Source organism: Pseudomonas sp. M5 (assembly GCF_016907075.1).
In the GTDB taxonomy this organism is placed as follows: Bacteria; Pseudomonadota; Gammaproteobacteria; order Pseudomonadales; family Pseudomonadaceae; genus Aquipseudomonas; species Aquipseudomonas putida_E.
Genome location: NZ_JAFBBH010000001.1, coordinates 3,627,139 through 3,646,355 on the forward strand (window position 1 = coordinate 3,627,139; position 19,217 = coordinate 3,646,355).

General features: G+C 58.1%; 18 protein-coding genes. 4 read left to right on the forward strand and 14 right to left on the reverse strand.

Going from position 1 to position 19,217, the window contains the following annotated elements; translation table 11 throughout:
- Positions 1-3: 3 nt before the first annotated feature.
- The 13 genes from JOE27_RS16525 to rpmH form a co-directional block, all read right to left on the reverse strand.
- Positions 4-474, reverse strand: a complete 471-nt coding sequence (locus JOE27_RS16525) for a F0F1 ATP synthase subunit B (RefSeq protein WP_096426923.1) — start codon at positions 472-474, stop codon at positions 4-6.
- 56 nt (positions 475-530) lie between these two features.
- Positions 531-788: a F0F1 ATP synthase subunit C gene (atpE, locus tag JOE27_RS16530; protein ID WP_003097235.1), complete on the reverse strand. Its 258-nt coding sequence runs from the start codon at positions 786-788 to the stop codon at positions 531-533.
- Positions 789-931: 143 nt separating this feature from the next.
- Positions 932-1,801, reverse strand: a complete 870-nt coding sequence (atpB, locus tag JOE27_RS16535; RefSeq protein ID WP_003260030.1) for a F0F1 ATP synthase subunit A — start codon at positions 1,799-1,801, stop codon at positions 932-934.
- Between the two features lie 16 nt (positions 1,802-1,817).
- Complete coding sequence (locus JOE27_RS16540; RefSeq protein WP_012316950.1) at positions 1,818-2,225, reverse strand: F0F1 ATP synthase subunit I; 408 nt, start codon at positions 2,223-2,225, stop codon at positions 1,818-1,820.
- A 149-nt stretch (positions 2,226-2,374) separates the two neighbouring features.
- A complete protein-coding gene (locus JOE27_RS16545; protein ID WP_046786784.1) occupies positions 2,375-3,247 on the reverse strand; it encodes a ParB/RepB/Spo0J family partition protein in 873 nt (290 codons plus the stop codon).
- Between the two features lie 9 nt (positions 3,248-3,256).
- Positions 3,257-4,048 carry a ParA family protein gene (locus tag JOE27_RS16550; RefSeq protein WP_012316952.1) on the reverse strand — a complete coding sequence of 264 codons (792 nt, stop codon included), beginning with the start codon at positions 4,046-4,048 and terminating at the stop codon, positions 3,257-3,259.
- 18 nt (positions 4,049-4,066) lie between these two features.
- On the reverse strand, positions 4,067-4,717 hold the full coding sequence (rsmG, locus tag JOE27_RS16555) for a 16S rRNA (guanine(527)-N(7))-methyltransferase RsmG (protein WP_115273204.1): 651 nt from the start codon (positions 4,715-4,717) through the stop codon (positions 4,067-4,069).
- Positions 4,714-6,606, reverse strand: coding sequence for a tRNA uridine-5-carboxymethylaminomethyl(34) synthesis enzyme MnmG (gene mnmG, locus JOE27_RS16560; RefSeq protein ID WP_012316954.1), 1,893 nt, complete (start codon positions 6,604-6,606; stop codon positions 4,714-4,716). The genes rsmG and mnmG overlap by 4 nt, the downstream gene beginning before the upstream one ends.
- Positions 6,607-7,120: 514 nt before the next feature.
- A complete protein-coding gene (gene mnmE / locus JOE27_RS16565; protein WP_115273205.1) occupies positions 7,121-8,491 on the reverse strand; it encodes a tRNA uridine-5-carboxymethylaminomethyl(34) synthesis GTPase MnmE in 1,371 nt (456 codons plus the stop codon).
- A gap of 86 nt (positions 8,492-8,577) precedes the next feature.
- A complete protein-coding gene (gene yidC / locus JOE27_RS16570) occupies positions 8,578-10,260 on the reverse strand; it encodes a membrane protein insertase YidC (protein ID WP_204919234.1) in 1,683 nt (560 codons plus the stop codon).
- A gap of 2 nt (positions 10,261-10,262) precedes the next feature.
- Positions 10,263-10,508 carry a membrane protein insertion efficiency factor YidD gene (gene yidD / locus JOE27_RS16575; protein WP_080516506.1) on the reverse strand — a complete coding sequence of 82 codons (246 nt, stop codon included), beginning with the start codon at positions 10,506-10,508 and terminating at the stop codon, positions 10,263-10,265.
- Complete coding sequence (gene rnpA, locus JOE27_RS16580; protein ID WP_080516507.1) at positions 10,501-10,905, reverse strand: ribonuclease P protein component; 405 nt, start codon at positions 10,903-10,905, stop codon at positions 10,501-10,503. Before rnpA ends, yidD begins: the two co-directional genes overlap by 8 nt.
- Positions 10,906-10,918: 13 nt before the next feature.
- Entirely contained in the window at positions 10,919-11,053 is a 135-nt protein-coding gene (gene rpmH, locus JOE27_RS16585; RefSeq protein WP_003253163.1) for a 50S ribosomal protein L34, read from the reverse strand.
- 583 nt (positions 11,054-11,636) lie between these two features.
- On the opposite strand from rpmH, the gene dnaA reads away from it, so the two are divergent.
- The 4 genes from dnaA to gyrB are packed head-to-tail and all read left to right on the forward strand — an operon-like array spanning position 11,637 to position 17,860.
- Positions 11,637-13,172: a chromosomal replication initiator protein DnaA gene (gene dnaA, locus JOE27_RS16590; RefSeq protein ID WP_046786788.1), complete on the forward strand. Its 1,536-nt coding sequence runs from the start codon at positions 11,637-11,639 to the stop codon at positions 13,170-13,172.
- A gap of 40 nt (positions 13,173-13,212) precedes the next feature.
- Positions 13,213-14,316 (forward strand): DNA polymerase III subunit beta, encoded by a 1,104-nt coding sequence (gene dnaN, locus JOE27_RS16595; protein WP_012312006.1) that lies wholly within the window; start codon positions 13,213-13,215, stop codon positions 14,314-14,316.
- Positions 14,317-14,331: 15 nt separating this feature from the next.
- Entirely contained in the window at positions 14,332-15,435 is a 1,104-nt protein-coding gene (gene recF, locus JOE27_RS16600) for a DNA replication/repair protein RecF (protein ID WP_115273207.1), read from the forward strand.
- A 4-nt stretch (positions 15,436-15,439) separates the two neighbouring features.
- Complete coding sequence (gene gyrB / locus JOE27_RS16605; protein WP_046786790.1) at positions 15,440-17,860, forward strand: DNA topoisomerase (ATP-hydrolyzing) subunit B; 2,421 nt, start codon at positions 15,440-15,442, stop codon at positions 17,858-17,860.
- Positions 17,861-17,913: 53 nt separating this feature from the next.
- On the opposite strand, the gene JOE27_RS16610 is transcribed toward gyrB, so the two are convergent.
- Positions 17,914-19,191 carry a DUF2254 domain-containing protein gene (locus JOE27_RS16610; protein ID WP_204919236.1) on the reverse strand — a complete coding sequence of 426 codons (1,278 nt, stop codon included), beginning with the start codon at positions 19,189-19,191 and terminating at the stop codon, positions 17,914-17,916.
- Between the last annotated feature and the right edge of the window lie 26 nt (positions 19,192-19,217).

Genomic DNA, 19,217 nt, shown 5'->3' on the forward strand with positions numbered 1-19,217 from the left:
CGCTTAAATTTCAGCGGCCAGTTTGTTAACCAGCTCCGCATGCGCGTTTTGATCGATTGTGGCGCCAAGGATCTTTTCAGCACCGCCAACGGCCAGGGCACCCACTTGGGTACGCAGGGCGTCTTTGGCACTGTTCAGTTCCTGTTCGATCTCGGCCAGAGCCTGAGCCTTCACACGGTCAGCTTCGACGCGGGCCTGTTCACGGGCTTCCTCGACAAGCTGAGCAGCGCGTTTCTTGCTTTGCTCAATGATTTCGGCTGCCTGTGCTTTAGCTTCACGCAGTTGCTGACCCGCTTTCTCTTGGGCCAGCTCCAGGTCGCGAGCTGCGCGGTTGGCAGCGTCCAAGCCGTCGGCAATCTTCTTTTGGCGCTCTTGCAGAGCAGTGATGACCGGAGGCCATACATACTTCATGCAGAAGAGTACAAAAATCAGGAAAGCAACGGATTGGCCAATCAGGGTTGCATTAATGTTCACGCCAACACCTCGCTCGGTCTTAATTCATACAGCCATCAACTCGTGGATACGAGTGATTAGCCGGCGATCTGACCAACGAACGGATTCGCGAAGGTGAAGAACAGAGCGATACCAACACCGATCATGGTTACGGCGTCGAGCAGACCGGCAACGATGAACATTTTGACCTGCAGCATCGGAACCATCTCAGGCTGACGAGCAGCGCCTTCCAGGAATTTGCCGCCCAGCAGGCCGAAACCAATGGCGGTACCCAGAGCACCCAGGCCGATCAGCAGAGCAACAGCGATAGCGGTCAGACCAACTACAGTTTCCATCTTTCCTCCCGACTTTTACGTCGTATTGGTTAGGTTTTTAGTTTGAAGCGGTAAAACAAATCGTTTGGAACAGCTGCCCTTGCGGACTTTTAAAGCCCTCCCCCCAAACGAGCGGGGAAGGCTATCAGACACGCCAGGCGGTCTTAATGGTTATCTTCGTGAGCCATCGACAGGTAGACGATGGTAAGCATCATGAAGATGAAAGCTTGCAGGGTGATGATCAGGATGTGGAACACAGCCCACGCCCACTGCAGCACCACACCCAGGCCGCTCAGCCACAGAAGGCCGGAGCCGAACATCACGGCGATCAGGATGAACACCAGCTCGCCGGCGTACATGTTGCCGAACAGTCGCAGCGCCAGCGAGATCGGCTTGGCGATCAGGGTGACAAACTCGAGCAGGAAGTTGACCGGAATCAGCAGGATCTGCACGAAGATGTTCTTGCTGCCGAACGGGTGCAGGGTCAGCTCACCGATGAAGCCGCCCAGGCCCTTGACCTTGATGCTGTAGAAGATGATCAGGGCGAACACGCAGAAGGCCATTGCCAGCGTCGCGTTCGGGTCGGTAGTCGACACGGCGCGGAACGGAATGTGCGGATCACCGGAAATCAGGATGGCCAGCTGAGGAATCCAGTCGACCGGTACCAGGTCGACGGCGTTCATCAGGAATACCCAGACGAAGATGGTCAGTGCCAGCGGCGCAATCACCGGGCTACGGCCGTGGAAGGAGTCCTTCACGCTGCCGTTGACGAAATCGACCATCACTTCGACGAAGTTCTGCAGACCGCCAGGCTGGCCGGAGGTCGCCTTCTTCGCCGCCATGCGGAAGATGAACAGGAAGATCAGACCCAGCGCGACGGACCAACCCAGGGTGTCCAGGTGGAACGCCCAGAAGCCCATTGCCTTGGCTTCTGCAGCCGAATGGGCGAAGCCCCAGCTGCCGTCTGGTAGTTGACCGTAGGTCAGGTTCTGCAAGTGGTGCTGGATATAGCCCGAAGCGGTTTCTGCTGCCATGGTTGCCTCAAACGCCCTAAGGTCTCGAAAGTCTTTTATTCATCAGCAGGGGCGCAAACCAGCTGACCAAAAGGGTCAACACGAAGACGCCGAAGACTGCTAACGGCGCCAGTGGCTTCACTCCTGCGAAGGTCAGTGCGAACAGCACTGCCGTCAAAATCATCTTGCCGGCCTCGCCTGCGTAAAACGACTTGACGATGGCCTGCGCCGCCCGGGCTCCGCTAAAGCGAAAAGCCTTCCAGGCGAAATACATATTCGGCAGCCAGGCAATCAAACCTCCGCAGAGACCTGAATATCCACTGACTGCCCCTTTCCACTGCCACAACACCAATGTTGCCAGCAGCAGCACGACAAATTGAGCCAGCAGTACCGGAAAAACCGCCCAGCGATGGAAAGGCAGGCGGTTTGGCGTGCGGATTTCCATCACAACTGCTCCTCAGAAGTCGACCAACAAGTCAGTAACGACTTGGCATAAATTGTGCCGACAAAATGCGCGCAGAGTATAGGGGTGGATTAACCCCTATTCAACTCTTGGGTAGTGATTTCCGACTGCGCGCTACAACTGGAATTGTTTCAGCGGATGTGAGCAAGGACGCCCTGCAACTCGTCGAGCGAGTTATAGCGAATAACCAGCTGGCCTTTTCCCTTGTTTCCGTGACGAATCTGCACCGCGGAGCCCAGGCGCTCTGCGAGCCTCTGTTCAAGGCGCTCGATATCCGGATCAGGTTTGCTCGGTTCTACCGGGTCAGGTTTGCCACTGAGCCACTGGCGCACCAGTGCCTCGGTTTGGCGCACGGTAAGCCCACGTGCGACAACATGACGCGCCCCTTCTTCCTGGCGATCTTCTTCAAGACCGAGCAAAGCACGTGCGTGGCCCATCTCCAGATCACCATGGGCAAGCATGGTCTTGATCGCTTCAGGCAGCGAGATCAGGCGCAGCAGATTGGCCACGGTAACCCGCGACTTGCCTACGGCATCGGCTACCTGCTGCTGGGTCAGTTCGAACTCCTGTTGCAGGCGCTGCAGGGCCAGGGCCTCTTCCAACGGGTTGAGGTCCTCTCGCTGGATGTTCTCGATGAGGGCCATGGCGATGGCCGCTTCATCAGGCACTTCCCGCACCATCGCCGGGACGGTGTCCAGGCCAGCCTGCTGCGTGGCCCTCCAGCGGCGCTCACCGGCAATGATCTCGTAGCGGTTGCCATCGATCGGGCGCACCACGATCGGCTGCATCACACCGTGCGTGCGAATCGAGTGCGCCAGTTCTTCCAGCGCCTGCGGATCCATGTCACGGCGCGGCTGGTATTTACCGCGCTGGATCAACTCGACCGGCAGGTGTTGCAGTTCTTTCTGGTCGATCTTGACAGCCTGCTCTTCGAGCGCGCTGACGGAAGGACCACTGAGCAGTGCATCCAACCCACGTCCGAGACCCCGTTTCTTAACGGCCATGCGGATTCCTTAAGTTGTTTGTGCAGTGCGTGATTGACGGCGTTGACGGCGAACCAGTTCCCCGGCCAGGGCCAGATAGGCCAGTGCGCCACGCGATTGCTTGTCGTAGGCCAGCGCCGGCATGCCAAAGCTCGGTGCCTCGGCCAAGCGGATGTTGCGCGGAATGACGGTATCGTAAAGCTGCTCGCCGAAGTGCTCCTTGAGCTGCGCCGATACATCGTTGTTCAGGCTAAGACGCGGGTCGTACATGGTGCGCAGCAGCCCTTCGATCTTCAGCTCCGGGTTCAGACGGGCGGCAATGCGCTTGATGTTATCCACAAGGTCGCTGAGACCTTCCAGTGCGTAATACTCGCACTGCATCGGGATGATCACACCATCGGAGGCGACCAGGGCATTGAGCGTCAGCATCGACAGCGACGGTGGGCAATCGATGAGGATGAAGTCGTAATTCTCGCGGATCGGCGCCAGGGCGTTGCGCAGGCGGCTCTCCTTGACCTGCATTTCCAGCAGCACCACTTCCGCGGCAGTCAGGTCGCGGTTGGCCGGCAGCAACTGGAAGCCACCATGCTCGGAGTAGTGCATGGCCTGGGCAAGGTCGCATTCCCCGATCAGCAGGTCGTAGACCGAGTGTTCGAGTTCGTGTTTGTCCACACCGCTGCCCATGGTGGCGTTGCCCTGCGGATCGAGGTCGATCAGCAGCACACGACGCTTGGTCGCAGCCAGCGATGCGGCGAGATTGATACAGGTGGTGGTTTTACCCACTCCACCTTTCTGGTTCGCGATTGCGAATACCTTAGCCATTGTTGCGTGTGTTCCCAGTCATGCCTTGCGGCGCAGTATCAGCAGATGGCGCTGGCCCTGGCAACCTGGAACGGTCAGGGCCTGCTCGCTTTCCACTGTGAAGTCTGCGGGCAATGCTACCAGTTCATCGGCAGGATGCAGCCCCTTCATTGCAAGCCATTGCGTCCCGGTGTCGCCCAAGTGGCGGGTCCAGTTGGTGAAGTTCTCCATGCTGCTGAAGGCGCGAGAGATGATGCCCTTGAACGGCTGTGCTGGCTGGAAGGCCTCGACCCGGCTGTGGATAACCGTGAGGTTGTCCAGTTTCAGCTCCATCTTCACCTGGGTGAGGAAGCGGGTTTTCTTGCCGTTGGCGTCCAGCACGGTTACGCGTTTGTGCGGATGCAGGATAGCCAATGGAATCCCGGGCATGCCACCGCCGCTGCCGACATCAAGCCAGCTATCGCGATCGCTGTGGATAAAACCCATTACGCTGAGGCTGTCCAGCAGATGGCGCGAAACCATCTCGTTCGGGTCGCGCACGGCCGTCAGGTTGTAGGCTTTGTTCCATTTGATCAACAGGGCCAGGTAGCCAAGCAGCCGTTCGTGCTGCTCGGCGCTCAGCTCGACACCGAGCTGGCGTGCACCTGTGGACAACTCTTCAGCGTGTTGCGGGGTGACCAAGGAACTCAAGCGCTTTGCTCCAATTCGCGGCCAGCGCCGCGTTTTTTCAGATGTATCAACAACAGGGAAATTGCCGCTGGTGTCACGCCAGGGATCCGCGAAGCCTGGCCCAGCGTCTGCGGGCGAGTCTGGCCGAGCTTGCCCTGGATTTCCTTGGACAGGCCGGAAATCGAGGTGTAGTCGATATCCACAGGCAGGCAGGTGTCTTCACTGGCACGCAGGCGAGCGATCTCGTCCTGCTGGCGATCGATGTAGCCAGCGTACTTGGTCTTGATTTCGACCTGTTCGGCAACCTGTGGATCGATCTGTTCGCCGCCGGTCGCTTCGATCAGCCCGGCGTAGTCCACTTCCGGTCGCGCCAGCAGGTTGAGCAGGCTGTATTCGTGGCTCAGCGGGGTACCGAACTTATCCACAACGGCCTGGCCCTGCGGGGTATTCGGGCGTACCCAGGTCGATTTCAAGCGCTGTTCCTCACGCTCGATGCCGTCACGCTTGGCGCAGAACGCGGCCCAGCGCTGGTCGTCGATCAGACCAAGCTCACGACCTTTCTCGGTCAGGCGCAGGTCGGCGTTGTCTTCGCGCAGGATCAACCGGTATTCGGCTCGCGAAGTGAACATGCGGTACGGCTCCTGGGTACCCAGGGTAATCAGGTCGTCGACCAGCACTCCGATGTACGCCTCGTCACGGCGCGGGCACCAGCTTTCGCGGCCCTGCGCGCGCAGTGCGGCGTTGGTACCGGCCAGCAGGCCTTGGGCGCCGGCTTCTTCGTAACCGGTAGTGCCGTTGATCTGGCCAGCGAAGAACAAGCCACCGATAACCTTGGTCTCGAGGCTGTACTTGAGGTCACGCGGATCGAAGTAGTCGTATTCGATGGCATAGCCCGGGCGCACGATGTGCGCATTTTCCATACCGCGAATCGAGCGCACCAGCTCCAGCTGCACGTCAAACGGCAGCGAAGTGGAAATGCCGTTGGGGTACAGCTCATGGGTGGTCAGGCCTTCCGGCTCGATGAACACCTGATGGCTTTCCTTGTCGGCAAAGCGATGGATCTTGTCCTCGATCGACGGGCAGTAACGCGGGCCGACACCTTCGATGACGCCCGAGTACATCGGCGAACGGTCGAGGTTCGAAGCGATGATTTCGTGGGTACGCGCATTGGTGTGGGTAATCCAGCAGCTGACCTGACGCGGGTGCATCGCGGCGTTGCCCATGAACGACATGACCGGGATTGGTGTGTCGCCCGGCTGTTCGGTCATCACCGAAAAGTCCACCGAACGACCGTCGATACGCGGAGGTGTACCGGTTTTCAGACGACCGACGCGCAGCGGTAATTCACGCATGCGGTGGGCCAGGGCAATCGACGGTGGATCGCCAGCGCGGCCGCCGGAATGGTTCTGCAGGCCGATGTGGATAAGGCCACCCAGGAAAGTGCCGGTCGTGAGCACCACCGAATCGGCGAAGAACCGCAGCCCCATTTGCGTAACCACGCCTTTGACCTGGTCTTGCTCGACGATCAGGTCGTCACAGGACTGCTGGAATATCCACAGATTTGGCTGGTTTTCCAGGATTTCGCGAACCACGGCCTTGTAGATGGCGCGGTCGGCCTGTGCACGGGTGGCGCGAACAGCCGGGCCCTTGCGGTTGTTCAACACGCGAAACTGGATGCCGCTCTTGTCAGTGGCCAGTGCCATGGCACCGCCGAGCGCATCGATCTCTTTGACCAGATGGCTTTTACCGATGCCACCGATGGCCGGGTTGCAGCTCATGTGACCGAGGGTTTCCACGTTATGGGTCAGCAGCAGGGTTTTCACACCCATGCGTGCAGACGCAAGCGCAGCCTCGGTACCGGCATGGCCGCCGCCGATGACGATCACTTCAAAACGGGAAGGGAAATCCACCACGCACCTCGTGCCTGTTTTTGCGAATAGAGAAGGTAAGCGGACAAGTATAGGGACTTCACCCCCTCTAAAGAAACCTTTTGCGCAAATTTTGACCAGGCTGTGGATGAGTGGCTGATAACAGAAACTAGAGAGAAGAAATTTAAAAAAGCTTTGTTTTTATGTTTATTCTTATGCACGCACCAATCTGTGGATAACGTTCTACATCCCTCTGGATTCGCCATGTAGAAGAAAATTAAACCCTGTGGTTGGAGTGCCATGAGGGCTATGGATAACCGGATTTAGCCTGTGGATGAAATGCCTACTTACCCACAGGGCAGGTTTTCCTCAGAAAAAAAGCATGCTTATCAACGGAGCTGAAGCCGACTTTTCCACAGGGCTCATGAGCGCTTTTTCAGGCCGGTGATTAAAAATTTGCAGCTACAAAACCCTGTCCGAGACGCCCGAGCCCCAAATCTCAGGCAAAAAAAAGCCGCTCCAGGAAGAGCGGCGTCGTGAATGGTTTGGCTAAAAGCTACTTACCGATGCAGAAACTCGAGAAAATCCGCCCCAGCAGGTCATCCGAACTGAACGCGCCCGTGATTTCCCCCAACGCGTGCTGGGCCTGGCGCAGGTCCTCAGCCAACAGCTCTCCGGCCCCCGCCAAGGTCAATTGCGCACGACCGTGCTCCAGATGAGCACTGGCCTGGCGCAGGGCATCGAGGTGCCGCCGGCGTGCGCTGAAGCCACTCTCTGCAGTCTGTTCATAACCCATGCAGGCTTTGAGGTGATCGCGTAACAGCAGCAAGCCCTGATCGTCACCTTTGGCGCTCAAGGTGATGGTTACATGACCGTCATCGCACTGTTCCAGCCCTACGGGTTCGCCGCTGAGGTCGGCTTTGTTGCGAATCAGTGTGACCTTGCCCGGATCAGGCCTTTGATCAAGAAACTCCGGCCACAGGGCGAACGGATCACTGGCCTCAGGGGCGGTGGAGTCGACCACCAACAACACTCTGTCGGCTTCGCCTATGGCCTTGAGTGCGCGCTCGACGCCTATCTTTTCCACATGGTCGTCGGTGTCGCGCAAACCGGCCGTATCGACGACGTGCAGCGGCATGCCATCGATGTGGATATGTTCACGCAGGATATCCCGCGTAGTACCTGCGATGTCGGTGACGATTGCCGCCTCACGACCGGCCAGTTGATTCAGCAGGCTCGATTTGCCTGCATTCGGCCTGCCGGCGATCACCACCGTCATGCCGTCACGAAGCAGCGCACCCTGCCCGGCCTCACGCTGCACTGTGGACAACTCGGCACGCACTGAGTCGAGCATCGACAGGACGTGGCCATCGGCAAGAAAGTCGATTTCCTCCTCGGGGAAGTCGATCGCTGCCTCGACATAGATCCGCAGCGCGATCAGTGCTTCAGTCAGGCTGTGCACACGCTTGGAGAACTCCCCTTGCAACGAGCGCAGGGCGTTGCGTGCTGCCTGGCTGGAGCTGGCTTCGATCAGGTCGGCAATCGCTTCGGCCTGGGCCAGGTCGAGCTTGTCGTTGAGAAACGCCCGCTCACTGAACTCACCCGGGCGGGCCAAGCGGCAACCCACCTGCACGCAGCGTTGCAACAGCATGTCCAGTACGACCGGGCCACCATGCCCCTGCAATTCGAGCACGTCCTCACCGGTGAACGAGTTGGGTCCGGGGAAGAACAGTGCAATACCTTCATCCAGCACCAGCCCTTCCTGGTCGCGGAATGGGCCGTAATGGGCATGGCGCGGTGTCAGTGTGCGCCCGGTTATGAGCTGGCCAGCCTTGGCCGCCAATGGGCCGGACAGCCTGACAATACCCACCCCTCCACGTCCTTGTGCGGTTGCGATGGCAGCGATGGTTTCACGCACAGTGTTCATGCTCGAAAGCCTCTACGACAAAAACGACAGATAGCAAAAACGCCCCCGAGGGGGCGTTTTTATTCACAGGCTAGCGCAGTAGCCCGTCAAGCAGCAGCTTTTTTGGTCGCTGCTTCAATACGGCGGGTGATGTACCACTGCTGCGAAATCGACAGGCAGTTGTTCACAACCCAGTACAGCACCAGGCCAGCCGGGAACCACAGGAAGAAGAAGGTGAAGATGATCGGCATCATTTTCATCACCTTGGCCTGCATCGGATCCGGCGGCGTCGGGTTCAGGCGCTGCTGGATGAACATGGTAGCGCCCATGATGATCGGCAGGATGAAGAACGGATCCTTGATCGACAGGTCGGTGATCCACAGCATCCATGGGGCCTGGCGCATCTCGACGCTTTCCAGCAGCACCCAGTACAGGGCCAGGAACACCGGCATCTGTACCAGGATCGGCAAGCATCCACCCAGTGGGTTGATCTTCTCTTTCTTGTACAGCTCCATCATCGCCTGGGACATCTTCTGGCGATCGTCACCGAAGCGTTCCTTCAGTGCGGCGAGCTTCGGCGCCACGGCACGCATGCGCGCCATCGAGCGGTAGCTGGCGGCCGACAGCGGGAAGAACAGGCCCTTGATGAGCATGGTCAGGACAATGATCGACCAGCCCCAGTTACCCAGCAGGCTGTGGATATGTTGCAGCAACCAGAAGATCGGCTGGGCAATGAACCACAGGAAGCCGTAATCGACGGTCAGTTCCAGGCCTGGGGACAATTCCTTGAGCTTGGACTGGATCTTCGGGCCGGCATACAGCATGGCGCTGGTTTCGGCCTTGCCGCCAGCCGGTACGCTGATGGCCGGGCCGGTGTAGCCGATGATGTAGTTGCCCTGGCTGTCCTTGCGGGTCTGGACGACATTGTTGTCCGACTTGGCAGGGATCCAGGCAGTTACGAAGTAGTGCTGCAGCCAGGCAACCCAGCCGCCAGACACATTTTCTTTCAAACTACCTTTGTCGATGTCCTTCATCGACACTTTCTTGTACGGCTCGCCAGCTGTCCACAGGGCAGCACCCAGGTAAGTGGCGGTACCGGTGGCGGTGCTCGAGGACGGATCACCACTGGCGTCACGCTTGAGCTGGGCAAACATGTTGCCGCTCCAGGCCTGGCCGCTCTGGTTGTCGATCAGGTAGCTGACGGACAGGTCGTACTCACCGCGCTTGAAGCTGAAGCGCTTGATGTAGTTCACACCGTTGTCGCTGAACTTCAGGTCGACCACCAGTTGTTCCTGGCCATCAGCCAGCTGGAAGGACTTCTGCTCTGCGGCGTACAGCGGACGGCCGGTGGAGCGCGCATCCGGGCCGTTGGCACCGGTCAGGCCGCTCTGGGCCAGATATACGCGCTCGCCACCGTTGTCGAACAGCTGGAACGGAATGTCCGGATGATCCTGACGACGCGGGTACTTCGGCAGGTGCAGCTGGACGATGTCACCGCCGACTGGATCGATAGCCAGTTCCAGGACATCGGTCTTGACCCGGATGAGATCCTTGCTGAGTGCAACAGGTGCCAGTTCGGCAGGGCTCGACTCGGCGTTGGCGCTCGGTACATCGGCGCTGGCGCCGTTGTTAGCGGCCGGTACGCCATCGGGCAGGCCCGGAGCAACAGTGCTGGCAGCAGTATTCTGAGTCGGCAAGGCAGCCTGGCCGTAGTCATCGTTCCACTTCAGGACCATGACGTAGGACACGATTGCCAGGGCGGCGATCAGGATCGTGCGTTTAATATCCATGATTACTCGGCTATCGAAGAAGTTCGGGAGGAAGGCGCGGGGGGAACGGGATCGAAACCGCCGTCGTTCCACGGATGACAACGCCCCAGGCGACGAACGGTTAGCCACCCGCCACGCAAGAGGCCATGGGTTTCTATGGCTTCCAACGCATAACAGGAGCAACTGGGGTAGAAACGACAGTGGCTGGCCATCAGAGGACTGATGGCATAACGGTAAAACTGGATCGGAACGAGTGCCAGTTTACGCATCTTGGCTGTCTACCCCTGCGGAATCGGCGTTAGCCGCTGGAGTGGGCCGGCTGCGCGCCAGGCGTTTCCAGAGCTTGCCAAAGTGTTGGTGCAATTCCGGGTTTTCTATCTCACCCAATCCCTTGCGCGCGACGATCACTATGTCCAGGCCAGCGAGCATTTGCTGGTGCAGACGGAAGGAATCGCGCATCAAGCGCTTGAGGCGATTGCGTTGAACGGCAAGCTTGACGCTCTTCTTGCCAATCACCAAGCCAAGGCGTGGATGATCGAGACCGTTCTCGCGAGCAAGGATCAGCAGGTTTTTCCCTGGAACCTTGCCGGTTGGGGAGTCGAAGACCGCTTTGAAATGCCGGGGTGTAAGCAGTCGCTTTTCCCGACTGAAGTCCTGACTCACCACCTTTGCCGAAAGATCAAATGGCCAGACGCTTACGGCCTTTGGCACGACGACGCGACAGAACAGCACGGCCGTTCTTGGTAGCCATACGGGCACGGAAGCCGTGGGTGCGAGCGCGCTTGATGGTGCTTGGTTGGAAAGTACGTTTCATGGCGTGTTACCTGGTTTGTCGACAACGGGCCGGAATGGCCCCCTTTTTAAGAGATCGGCGATTCTAGAGAAAGCAAGCCAATAGGTCAATTTCCAACCAGCCTTTCCTTATGGAAGGTGCTTTCAGCGATCGAGCGGGGCGGCGTCTGGTCGGGCAGGCAAACGGATGACAAAACTAAAAAAAAGAAGAGACATATAAAAAGCTTTTCTGAATAACTTATAAATCTTAGGTGGATAAGTTTCTGTGGATAACCTTCTGCAGGCCAAAGATTACGGGCTGTACAGCGATCAAAAACATTGTCCACAACCCGTGCTGCGCTTGTGCTGGGCCTGAGTACAGCCTGTGGATGAAAAGGCTCATTATCCACAGGTGAGTTATCAACAGATCTTGACCCTGGGTTGTGCATAGCCCTTATGGCGGGTTATCCACAGAGCTTATTCACAGTCCTTCAGGGTCGTTTTGGTCGCTAAATGGCTGTTTTGCCATGGCTCATAATGTTTCCACATGTGGATAACTGATCGCTTGACCGGTACAATGGCCGTTTGTTTTTGCCTCATCCGGCTTTCAAACTCAGGGGATATCCGTGTCAGTGGAACTTTGGCAGCAGTGCGTGGAGCTTCTGCGCGATGAACTGCCTGCCCAGCAATTCAACACCTGGATCCGTCCGCTACAGGTCGAAGCCGAAGGCGACGAGTTGCGCGTGTATGCGCCTAACCGTTTCGTTCTCGATTGGGTGAATGAAAAGTACCTCGGCCGTCTGCTCGAACTGTTGGGTGAGAACGGTAGCGGCATCGCGCCTGCCCTTTCCTTATTGATAGGTAGCCGTCGCAGCTCCGCACCGCGGGCCGCGCCCAATGCCCCGGTCAGCGCTGCAATGGCTGCGTCCCTTGCGCAGAGCCACGCGCAGCCAGCAGCCGCGCCAGTCATGGCTGTTGCTGACCCGGTCTCGGTGCCCACTGCTGAACCTGCGCAGGCCACCGACATGGCCGAGGCGTCGTCGCGAGGCAGCTATGATTCGATGGCGGACAGCGCTCCGGCACCTGTCGCGCCGGGGCGTACCGAACAGCGCAACGTTCAGGTGGAGGGTGCGCTCAAGCACACCAGTTATCTGAACCGTACGTTCACCTTCGAAACCTTTGTCGAAGGTAAATCGAACCAGTTGGCCCGGGCAGCCGCCTGGCAGGTTGCCGACAACCCGAAGCATGGCTACAACCCACTGTTCCTTTACGGTGGCGTGGGCCTGGGTAAAACGCACTTGATGCATGCTGTGGGTAACCACCTGCTGAAGAAGAACCCGAATGCCAAGGTGGTGTACCTGCATTCCGAGCGCTTCGTCGCGGACATGGTCAAGGCGTTGCAGCTCAACGCGATCAATGAGTTCAAGCGCTTCTACCGTTCGGTCGATGCGCTGCTGATCGACGATATCCAGTTCTTCGCCCGCAAGGAGCGTTCACAGGAGGAGTTTTTCCACACCTTCAACGCATTGCTCGAAGGTGGCCAGCAGGTGATTCTCACCAGTGACCGCTACCCGAAGGAAATCGAAGGTCTGGAAGAGCGACTGAAGTCGCGTTTCGGCTGGGGGCTGACGGTGGCTGTGGAGCCGCCGGAGCTGGAGACCCGCGTGGCGATCCTGATGAAGAAGGCCGACCAGGCCAAGGTCGAGTTGCCGCACGATGCCGCTTTCTTCATCGCTCAGCGTATTCGCTCCAACGTACGTGAGCTTGAAGGGGCATTGAAGCGCGTCATCGCCCACTCGCACTTCATGGGCCGCGACATCACTATCGAGCTGATTCGCGAGTCGCTGAAGGACCTGCTGGCGCTGCAAGACAAGCTGGTGAGTGTGGATAACATTCAGCGCACCGTGGCCGAGTACTACAAGATCAAGATCTCCGATCTGTTGTCCAAGCGCCGTTCGCGCTCTGTAGCGCGCCCGCGTCAGGTGGCCATGGCGTTGTCCAAAGAGCTGACCAACCACAGTCTGCCGGAGATCGGCGACATGTTTGGCGGCCGTGACCACACCACCGTGCTGCACGCTTGCCGCAAGATCAACGAACTGAAGGAATCCGACGCGGACATCCGCGAGGACTACAAGAACCTGCTGCGCACGCTCACCACCTGATGGCCGCCAGCGCAGCTAATTGAAGGCAAGGGACTAGACCATGCATTTCACCATTCAACGCGAAGCCCTGTTGAAACCCCTGCAACTGGTCGCCGGTGTCGTCGAGCGCCGTCAGACCTTGCCGGTCCTGTCCAACGTACTGCTGGTCGTGCAAGGCCAGCAGCTGTCGTTGACCGGTACCGACCTGGAAGTCGAACTGGTAGGCCGCGTCCAACTGGAAGAGCCGGCCGAGCCTGGCGAAATCACTGTCCCGGCGCGCAAGCTGATGGACATCTGCAAAAGCCTGCCGAACGACGTTCTGATCGATATCAAGGTCGACGAACAGAAGCTGTTGGTCAAGGCCGGCCGTAGCCGTTTCACCCTGTCGACCCTGCCAGCTAACGACTTCCCCACTGTGGAAGAAGGCCCAGGTTCGCTGACCTGCAACCTTGAGCAGAGCAAACTGCGTCGTTTGATCGAGCGCACCAGCTTCGCCATGGCTCAGCAGGATGTACGTTACTACCTCAACGGTATGCTGCTGGAAGTGTCGCGTAATACCTTGCGTGCCGTGTCTACCGATGGGCATCGTCTGGCGCTGTGCTCCATGAGCGCAGCCATCGAGCAGGATGAGCGTCATCAGGTCATCGTGCCACGTAAAGGTATCCTCGAACTTGCGCGCCTGCTCACCGACCCGGAAGGCATGGTCAGCATCGTCCTGGGCCAGCACCACATCCGTGCGAACACAGGCGAGTTCACCTTCACGTCCAAGCTGGTCGATGGCAAGTTCCCTGACTATGAGCGTGTACTGCCCAAGGGTGGTGACAAGCTGGTCATCGGCGATCGCCAGGCCTTGCGCGAAGCGTTCAGCCGTACCGCAATCCTTTCCAACGAGAAGTACCGCGGTATCCGCCTTCAGTTGGCTGCCGGTCAGTTGAAAATCCAGGCAAACAACCCGGAACAGGAAGAGGCGGAAGAAGAGATCAGCGTGGACTATGACGGTGCATCGCTTGAGATTGGCTTCAACGTCAGTTACCTGCTGGACGTATTGGGTGTGATGACAACGGAACAGGTTCGCCTGATTCTCTCCGATTCCAATAGCAGTGCTCTGCTGCAGGAAGCCGGCAATGACGACTCGTCTTACGTTGTCATGCCGATGCGCCTGTAACCTGTAGCAGGCCAAATGTCCCTTCGACGTATCATGGTCACCGCGGTGCGCAACCTGCACCCGGTGACCCTCTCACCCTCCCCCCGCATCAATATCCTCTACGGCGCCAACGGCAGCGGCAAGACCAGTGTGCTGGAAGCTGTGCATTTGCTCGGGTTGGCCAGATCGTTTCGCAGTACCCGGCTCAATCCCGTCATTCAGTACGAGCAGGCTGCGTGTACGGTTTTCGGCGAAGTACAGTTGGGCGAAGGCGGCACCAGCAACTTGGGTGTGTCGCGCGAGCGGGCGGGCGACTTCACTATCCGTATCGATGGGCAGAATGCCAAGAGCGCCGCGCAGCTTGCAGAACTACTGCCCCTGCAGCTCATCAACCCAGACAGTTTCAGGTTGCTTGAAGGCGCGCCGAAGATCCGTCGCCAGTTTCTGGATTGGGGAGTGTTCCACGTGGAACCTCGCTTCATGCCAGCTTGGCAGCGCCTGCAGAAGGCGTTGCGGCAGCGGAACTCATGGTTGCGGCATGGTACACTTGACCCAGCTTCGCAAGCCGCCTGGGACCGGGAATTGTGCCTGGCCAGCGCGGAAATAGATGAATACCGTCGCAACTACATCAAGGCCTTGAAGCCCGTCTTCGAGCAAACCCTGAGCGAACTGGTCGAGCTGGACGGGTTGACCCTTAGCTACTACCGAGGCTGGGACAAGGACCGGGAACTCAACGAAGTACTCGCCTCTTCTCTCCTTCGCGATCAGCAGATGGGCCATACCCAGGCCGGTCCGCAGCGTGCTGATCTGCGTCTTCGTCTGGCTGCCAACAACGCAGCCGACATCTTGTCGCGTGGTCAGCAAAAGCTGGTGGTTTGTGCATTGCGCATCGCCCAAGGCCACCTCGTTAGTCAGGCTCGCCGCGGCCACTGTATTTATCTGGTGGATGACTTGCCGTCCGAGTTGGACGACCAGCATCGCCGTGCACTGTGCCGCTTGCTAGAAGAATTACGCTGCCAGGTGTTTATCACCTGTGTAGATCACGAATTACTGAGGGAAGGCTGGCAGACGGAAACGCCAGTTGCTTTGTTCCACGTGGAACAAGGCCGTATCACCCAGACCCACGACCATCGGGAGTGAAGGCATGAGCGAAAATCAAACGTACGACTCTTCAAGCATCAAGGTGCTGAAAGGTTTGGATGCCGTGCGCAAGCGTCCCGGCATGTACATTGGCGACACCGATGACGGTAGCGGCCTGCACCACATGGTCTTCGAAGTGGTCGACAACTCGATCGACGAAGCCCTCGCCGGGCACTGCGATGACATCACCGTCATCATCCACACCGATGAATCCATCAGTGTGCGCGACAACGGTCGCGGCATTCCGGTCGACGTGCATAAAGAAGAAGGCGTTTCTGCAGCCGAGGTCATCATGACCGTACTGCACGCCGGCGGTAAATTTGATGATAACTCCTACAAAGTTTCCGGCGGCCTGCACGGTGTAGGTGTTTCGGTAGTAAACGCCCTTTCGGAAAAGCTGGTGCTTACCGTTCGCCGTAGCGGCAAGATCTGGGAGCAGACCTACGTTCATGGTGTTCCACAGGCGCCGATGGCCGTTGTGGGCGAAAGCGAAACCACCGGCACCCATATTCATTTCAAGCCTTCGGCCGAGACCTTCAAGAATATTCACTTCAGCTGGGACATCCTGGCCAAGCGTATTCGTGAACTGTCCTTCCTGAACTCTGGCGTTGGCATCCTGCTGAAAGACGAGCGCTCGGGCAAAGAAGAGTTCTTCAAATATGAAGGCGGCCTGCGTGCATTCGTTGAATACCTGAACACCAACAAGACTCCGGTCAACTCCCAGGTGTTCCATTTCAACGTCCAGCGTGAAGATGGCGTGGGTGTTGAAGTTGCCCTGCAGTGGAACGACAGCTTCAACGAAAACCTGCTGTGCTTCACCAACAACATTCCGCAGCGCGATGGCGGTACCCACCTGGTTGGTTTCCGCTCTTCGCTGACCCGTAGCCTGAACAGCTACATCGAGCAGGAAGGCCTGGCCAAGAAGAACAAGGTTTCCACCACCGGTGACGATGCTCGTGAAGGCCTGACCGCAATCATTTCGGTCAAGGTGCCGGATCCGAAGTTCAGTTCGCAGACCAAGGACAAGCTGGTCTCCTCGGAGGTGAAAACCGCCGTGGAACAGGAAATGAACAAATACTTCGCCGACTTCCTGTTGGAAAACCCCAACGAAGCCAAAGCGGTAGTCGGCAAGATGATCGACGCTGCCCGTGCCCGTGAAGCGGCGCGCAAAGCGCGTGAAATGACTCGCCGTAAAGGCGCGCTGGATATCGCGGGCTTGCCGGGCAAACTGGCGGACTGCCAGGAGAAGGACCCTGCCCTTTCCGAACTGTACCTGGTGGAGGGTGACTCCGCAGGTGGCTCGGCCAAGCAAGGTCGTAACCGTCGTACCCAGGCGATCCTGCCGCTGAAGGGCAAGATTCTCAACGTCGAGAAAGCACGCTTCGACAAGATGATCTCCTCCCAGGAAGTGGGCACACTGATCACCGCGCTGGGCTGTGGCATCGGCCGCGAAGAGTACAACATCGACAAACTGCGCTATCACAACATCATCATCATGACCGATGCTGACGTTGACGGTTCGCACATCCGTACCCTGCTGCTGACCTTCTTCTTCCGTCAGCTGCCAGAGCTGGTCGAGCGTGGCTACATCTACATTGCCCAGCCACCGCTGTACAAGGTGAAGAAAGGCAAGCAGGAGCAGTACATCAAGGACGACGAGGCCATGGAAGAATACATGACCCAGTCGGCCCTCGAAGATGCCAGCCTGCACCTGGATGAGTCTGCGCCGGCCGTTTCCGGCGTTCAGCTGGAGGTTTTGGTCAACGAGTTCCGTGGTGTGATGAAGACCCTCAAGCGTTTGTCTCGCTTGTACCCGGAAGAGTTGACCGAGCACTTCATCTACCTGCCGGAAGTTACCCTGGAGCAATTGGGCGACCATGCCGTCATGGAGAACTGGTTGGCCAAACTGCAGGAGCGCCTGAGCAACAGCCAGAAGTCTGGCCTGATGTACAAGGCCACCCTGCGCGAGGACAAGGAGCGCAATGTGTGGCTGCCTGAAGTGGAAATCACCTCGCACGGCCTGGCCAGCTACATCACCTTCAACCGCGATTTCTTCGGCAGCAACGACTATCGCACGGTGGTCAACATTGGCTCCAAGTTGTCGAGCCTGCTGGGTGAAGGTGCTTACGTACAGCGCGGTGAGCGTCGCAAGGCGATCGTCGAGTTCAAGGAAGGCCTGGATTGGCTGATGAACGAGACCACCAAGCGTCACACCATCCAGCGATACAAAGGGCTGGGTGAGATGAACCCGGACCAGTTGTGGGAAACCACCATGGACCCAACTGTACGTCGCATGCTCAAGGTCACCATCGAAGACGCGATTGCCGCCGATCAGATCTTCAACACCTTGATGGGTGACGCGGTTGAGCCTCGCCGCGACTTCATCGAAAGCAACGCGCTGTCGGTTTCTAACCTGGACTTCTGATCAGGTTGTTCTTACCAAAAAGCCCGCGCAAGCGGGCTTTTTGGTTTGGGCTGTCATTCAATCGTCCTGAGCTTCACGTGCACTGACCTCAGCTGATCTTTTTCATGCGCGAGTGTAAGTGACGCCTCTGCACGCATGACAAGCTGCTCCCCATGCCTGATGCAACTCTGCTTGAAAAGCGCGGGGTTTATCTGGGCCAGGCTGACAAGTGCCTTGAGCAACCGAAGGTCGACTTCTAGAAGAGCGGCGCCGTCTCTGCTGATAGGGGCAAAAAAATCGTCGAACAAATCGTCCACCGTCAACCCTCGCAGGTGGACCCACTCGCAGCTTTTTTCCTGGTCCGGTTCGCAAGCGTGTGCTTTGCCCCAGTACGTCAAAGTTCTAAGGCCCCTGCCAATCACATCAATAGCGGTGCCCGGATCATTGACCGCTGGTGACAACGCGCGGGATGCGATTTCCGATAGCACGCATAGCCCAAACCTCGGGTCATGTTCAAAGGTTCTTCGGGTGCCTATGGTCAACGTCGCCAGCGTGTCCTTGAGGCTTTGCTCATCAGGATGCTTGTCACTCAAAGGTACAATGCGAGCGACCGGCATACCGATGTGGACAAAACTACCTGGGAGAACTTCCACATAGATCCGGATCTGTAGCGCGTTGGAAATGGCGCCCAAGGCTTGCACATCGATATGTTGGACGTAGCCAGTCTGGTTGCTGGCAATGGTTTGCGCGGATAGCGGTAGTACAAGGTCTACCGGGTACGCTGAGCCTCCCAGATAGGGCCAGCGAATGCGATGAGCCATGGCCTCTATCGCCGCCTTTTCCACACGGTCAATGGTTTCTCCAACCCGTCCGAGTTTGGAAAGGTGGTCTATCCAGCGCAGCAGTGTGTAAATGATCAGCGTCACGACAGCTAGCGTCACCGCAAAAAGCACGACTCGGCCCTGGCTTCCATAGAGGCCGGTACTCAGGGCAATGATGCCAACCAGGCTGAAGAGAAACGAACCGATGAATGTGGCCAGCGCGTTCTGGGTCGTGGTGTCTTCCATGACCAGCGTTGTGGCACGCGGGGTCACCCCGCTACTTGCGGCCCCGTAGGCGGTGACCATCGTGCTCAATGAGAAGGTAGTCACAGCCAGCATGCTGGAGGCAATGATCCCGAGAATCTTGTCCACTGCATCTGCGCCGATGCGCGCTGGCAAGGTTTGCGGGATGAAGTCTCTGAACAGGATGGCAAGCAATGCAGTCGCCACACCCAGAATGGAGAACAGAGAGGCTCTGAACCAGAGTCGCTTGGTGAGTTGACCCGCTACCCAACGCCAACGCGCAATCATGTGCAGTACCTTCAAGAGACTGATCG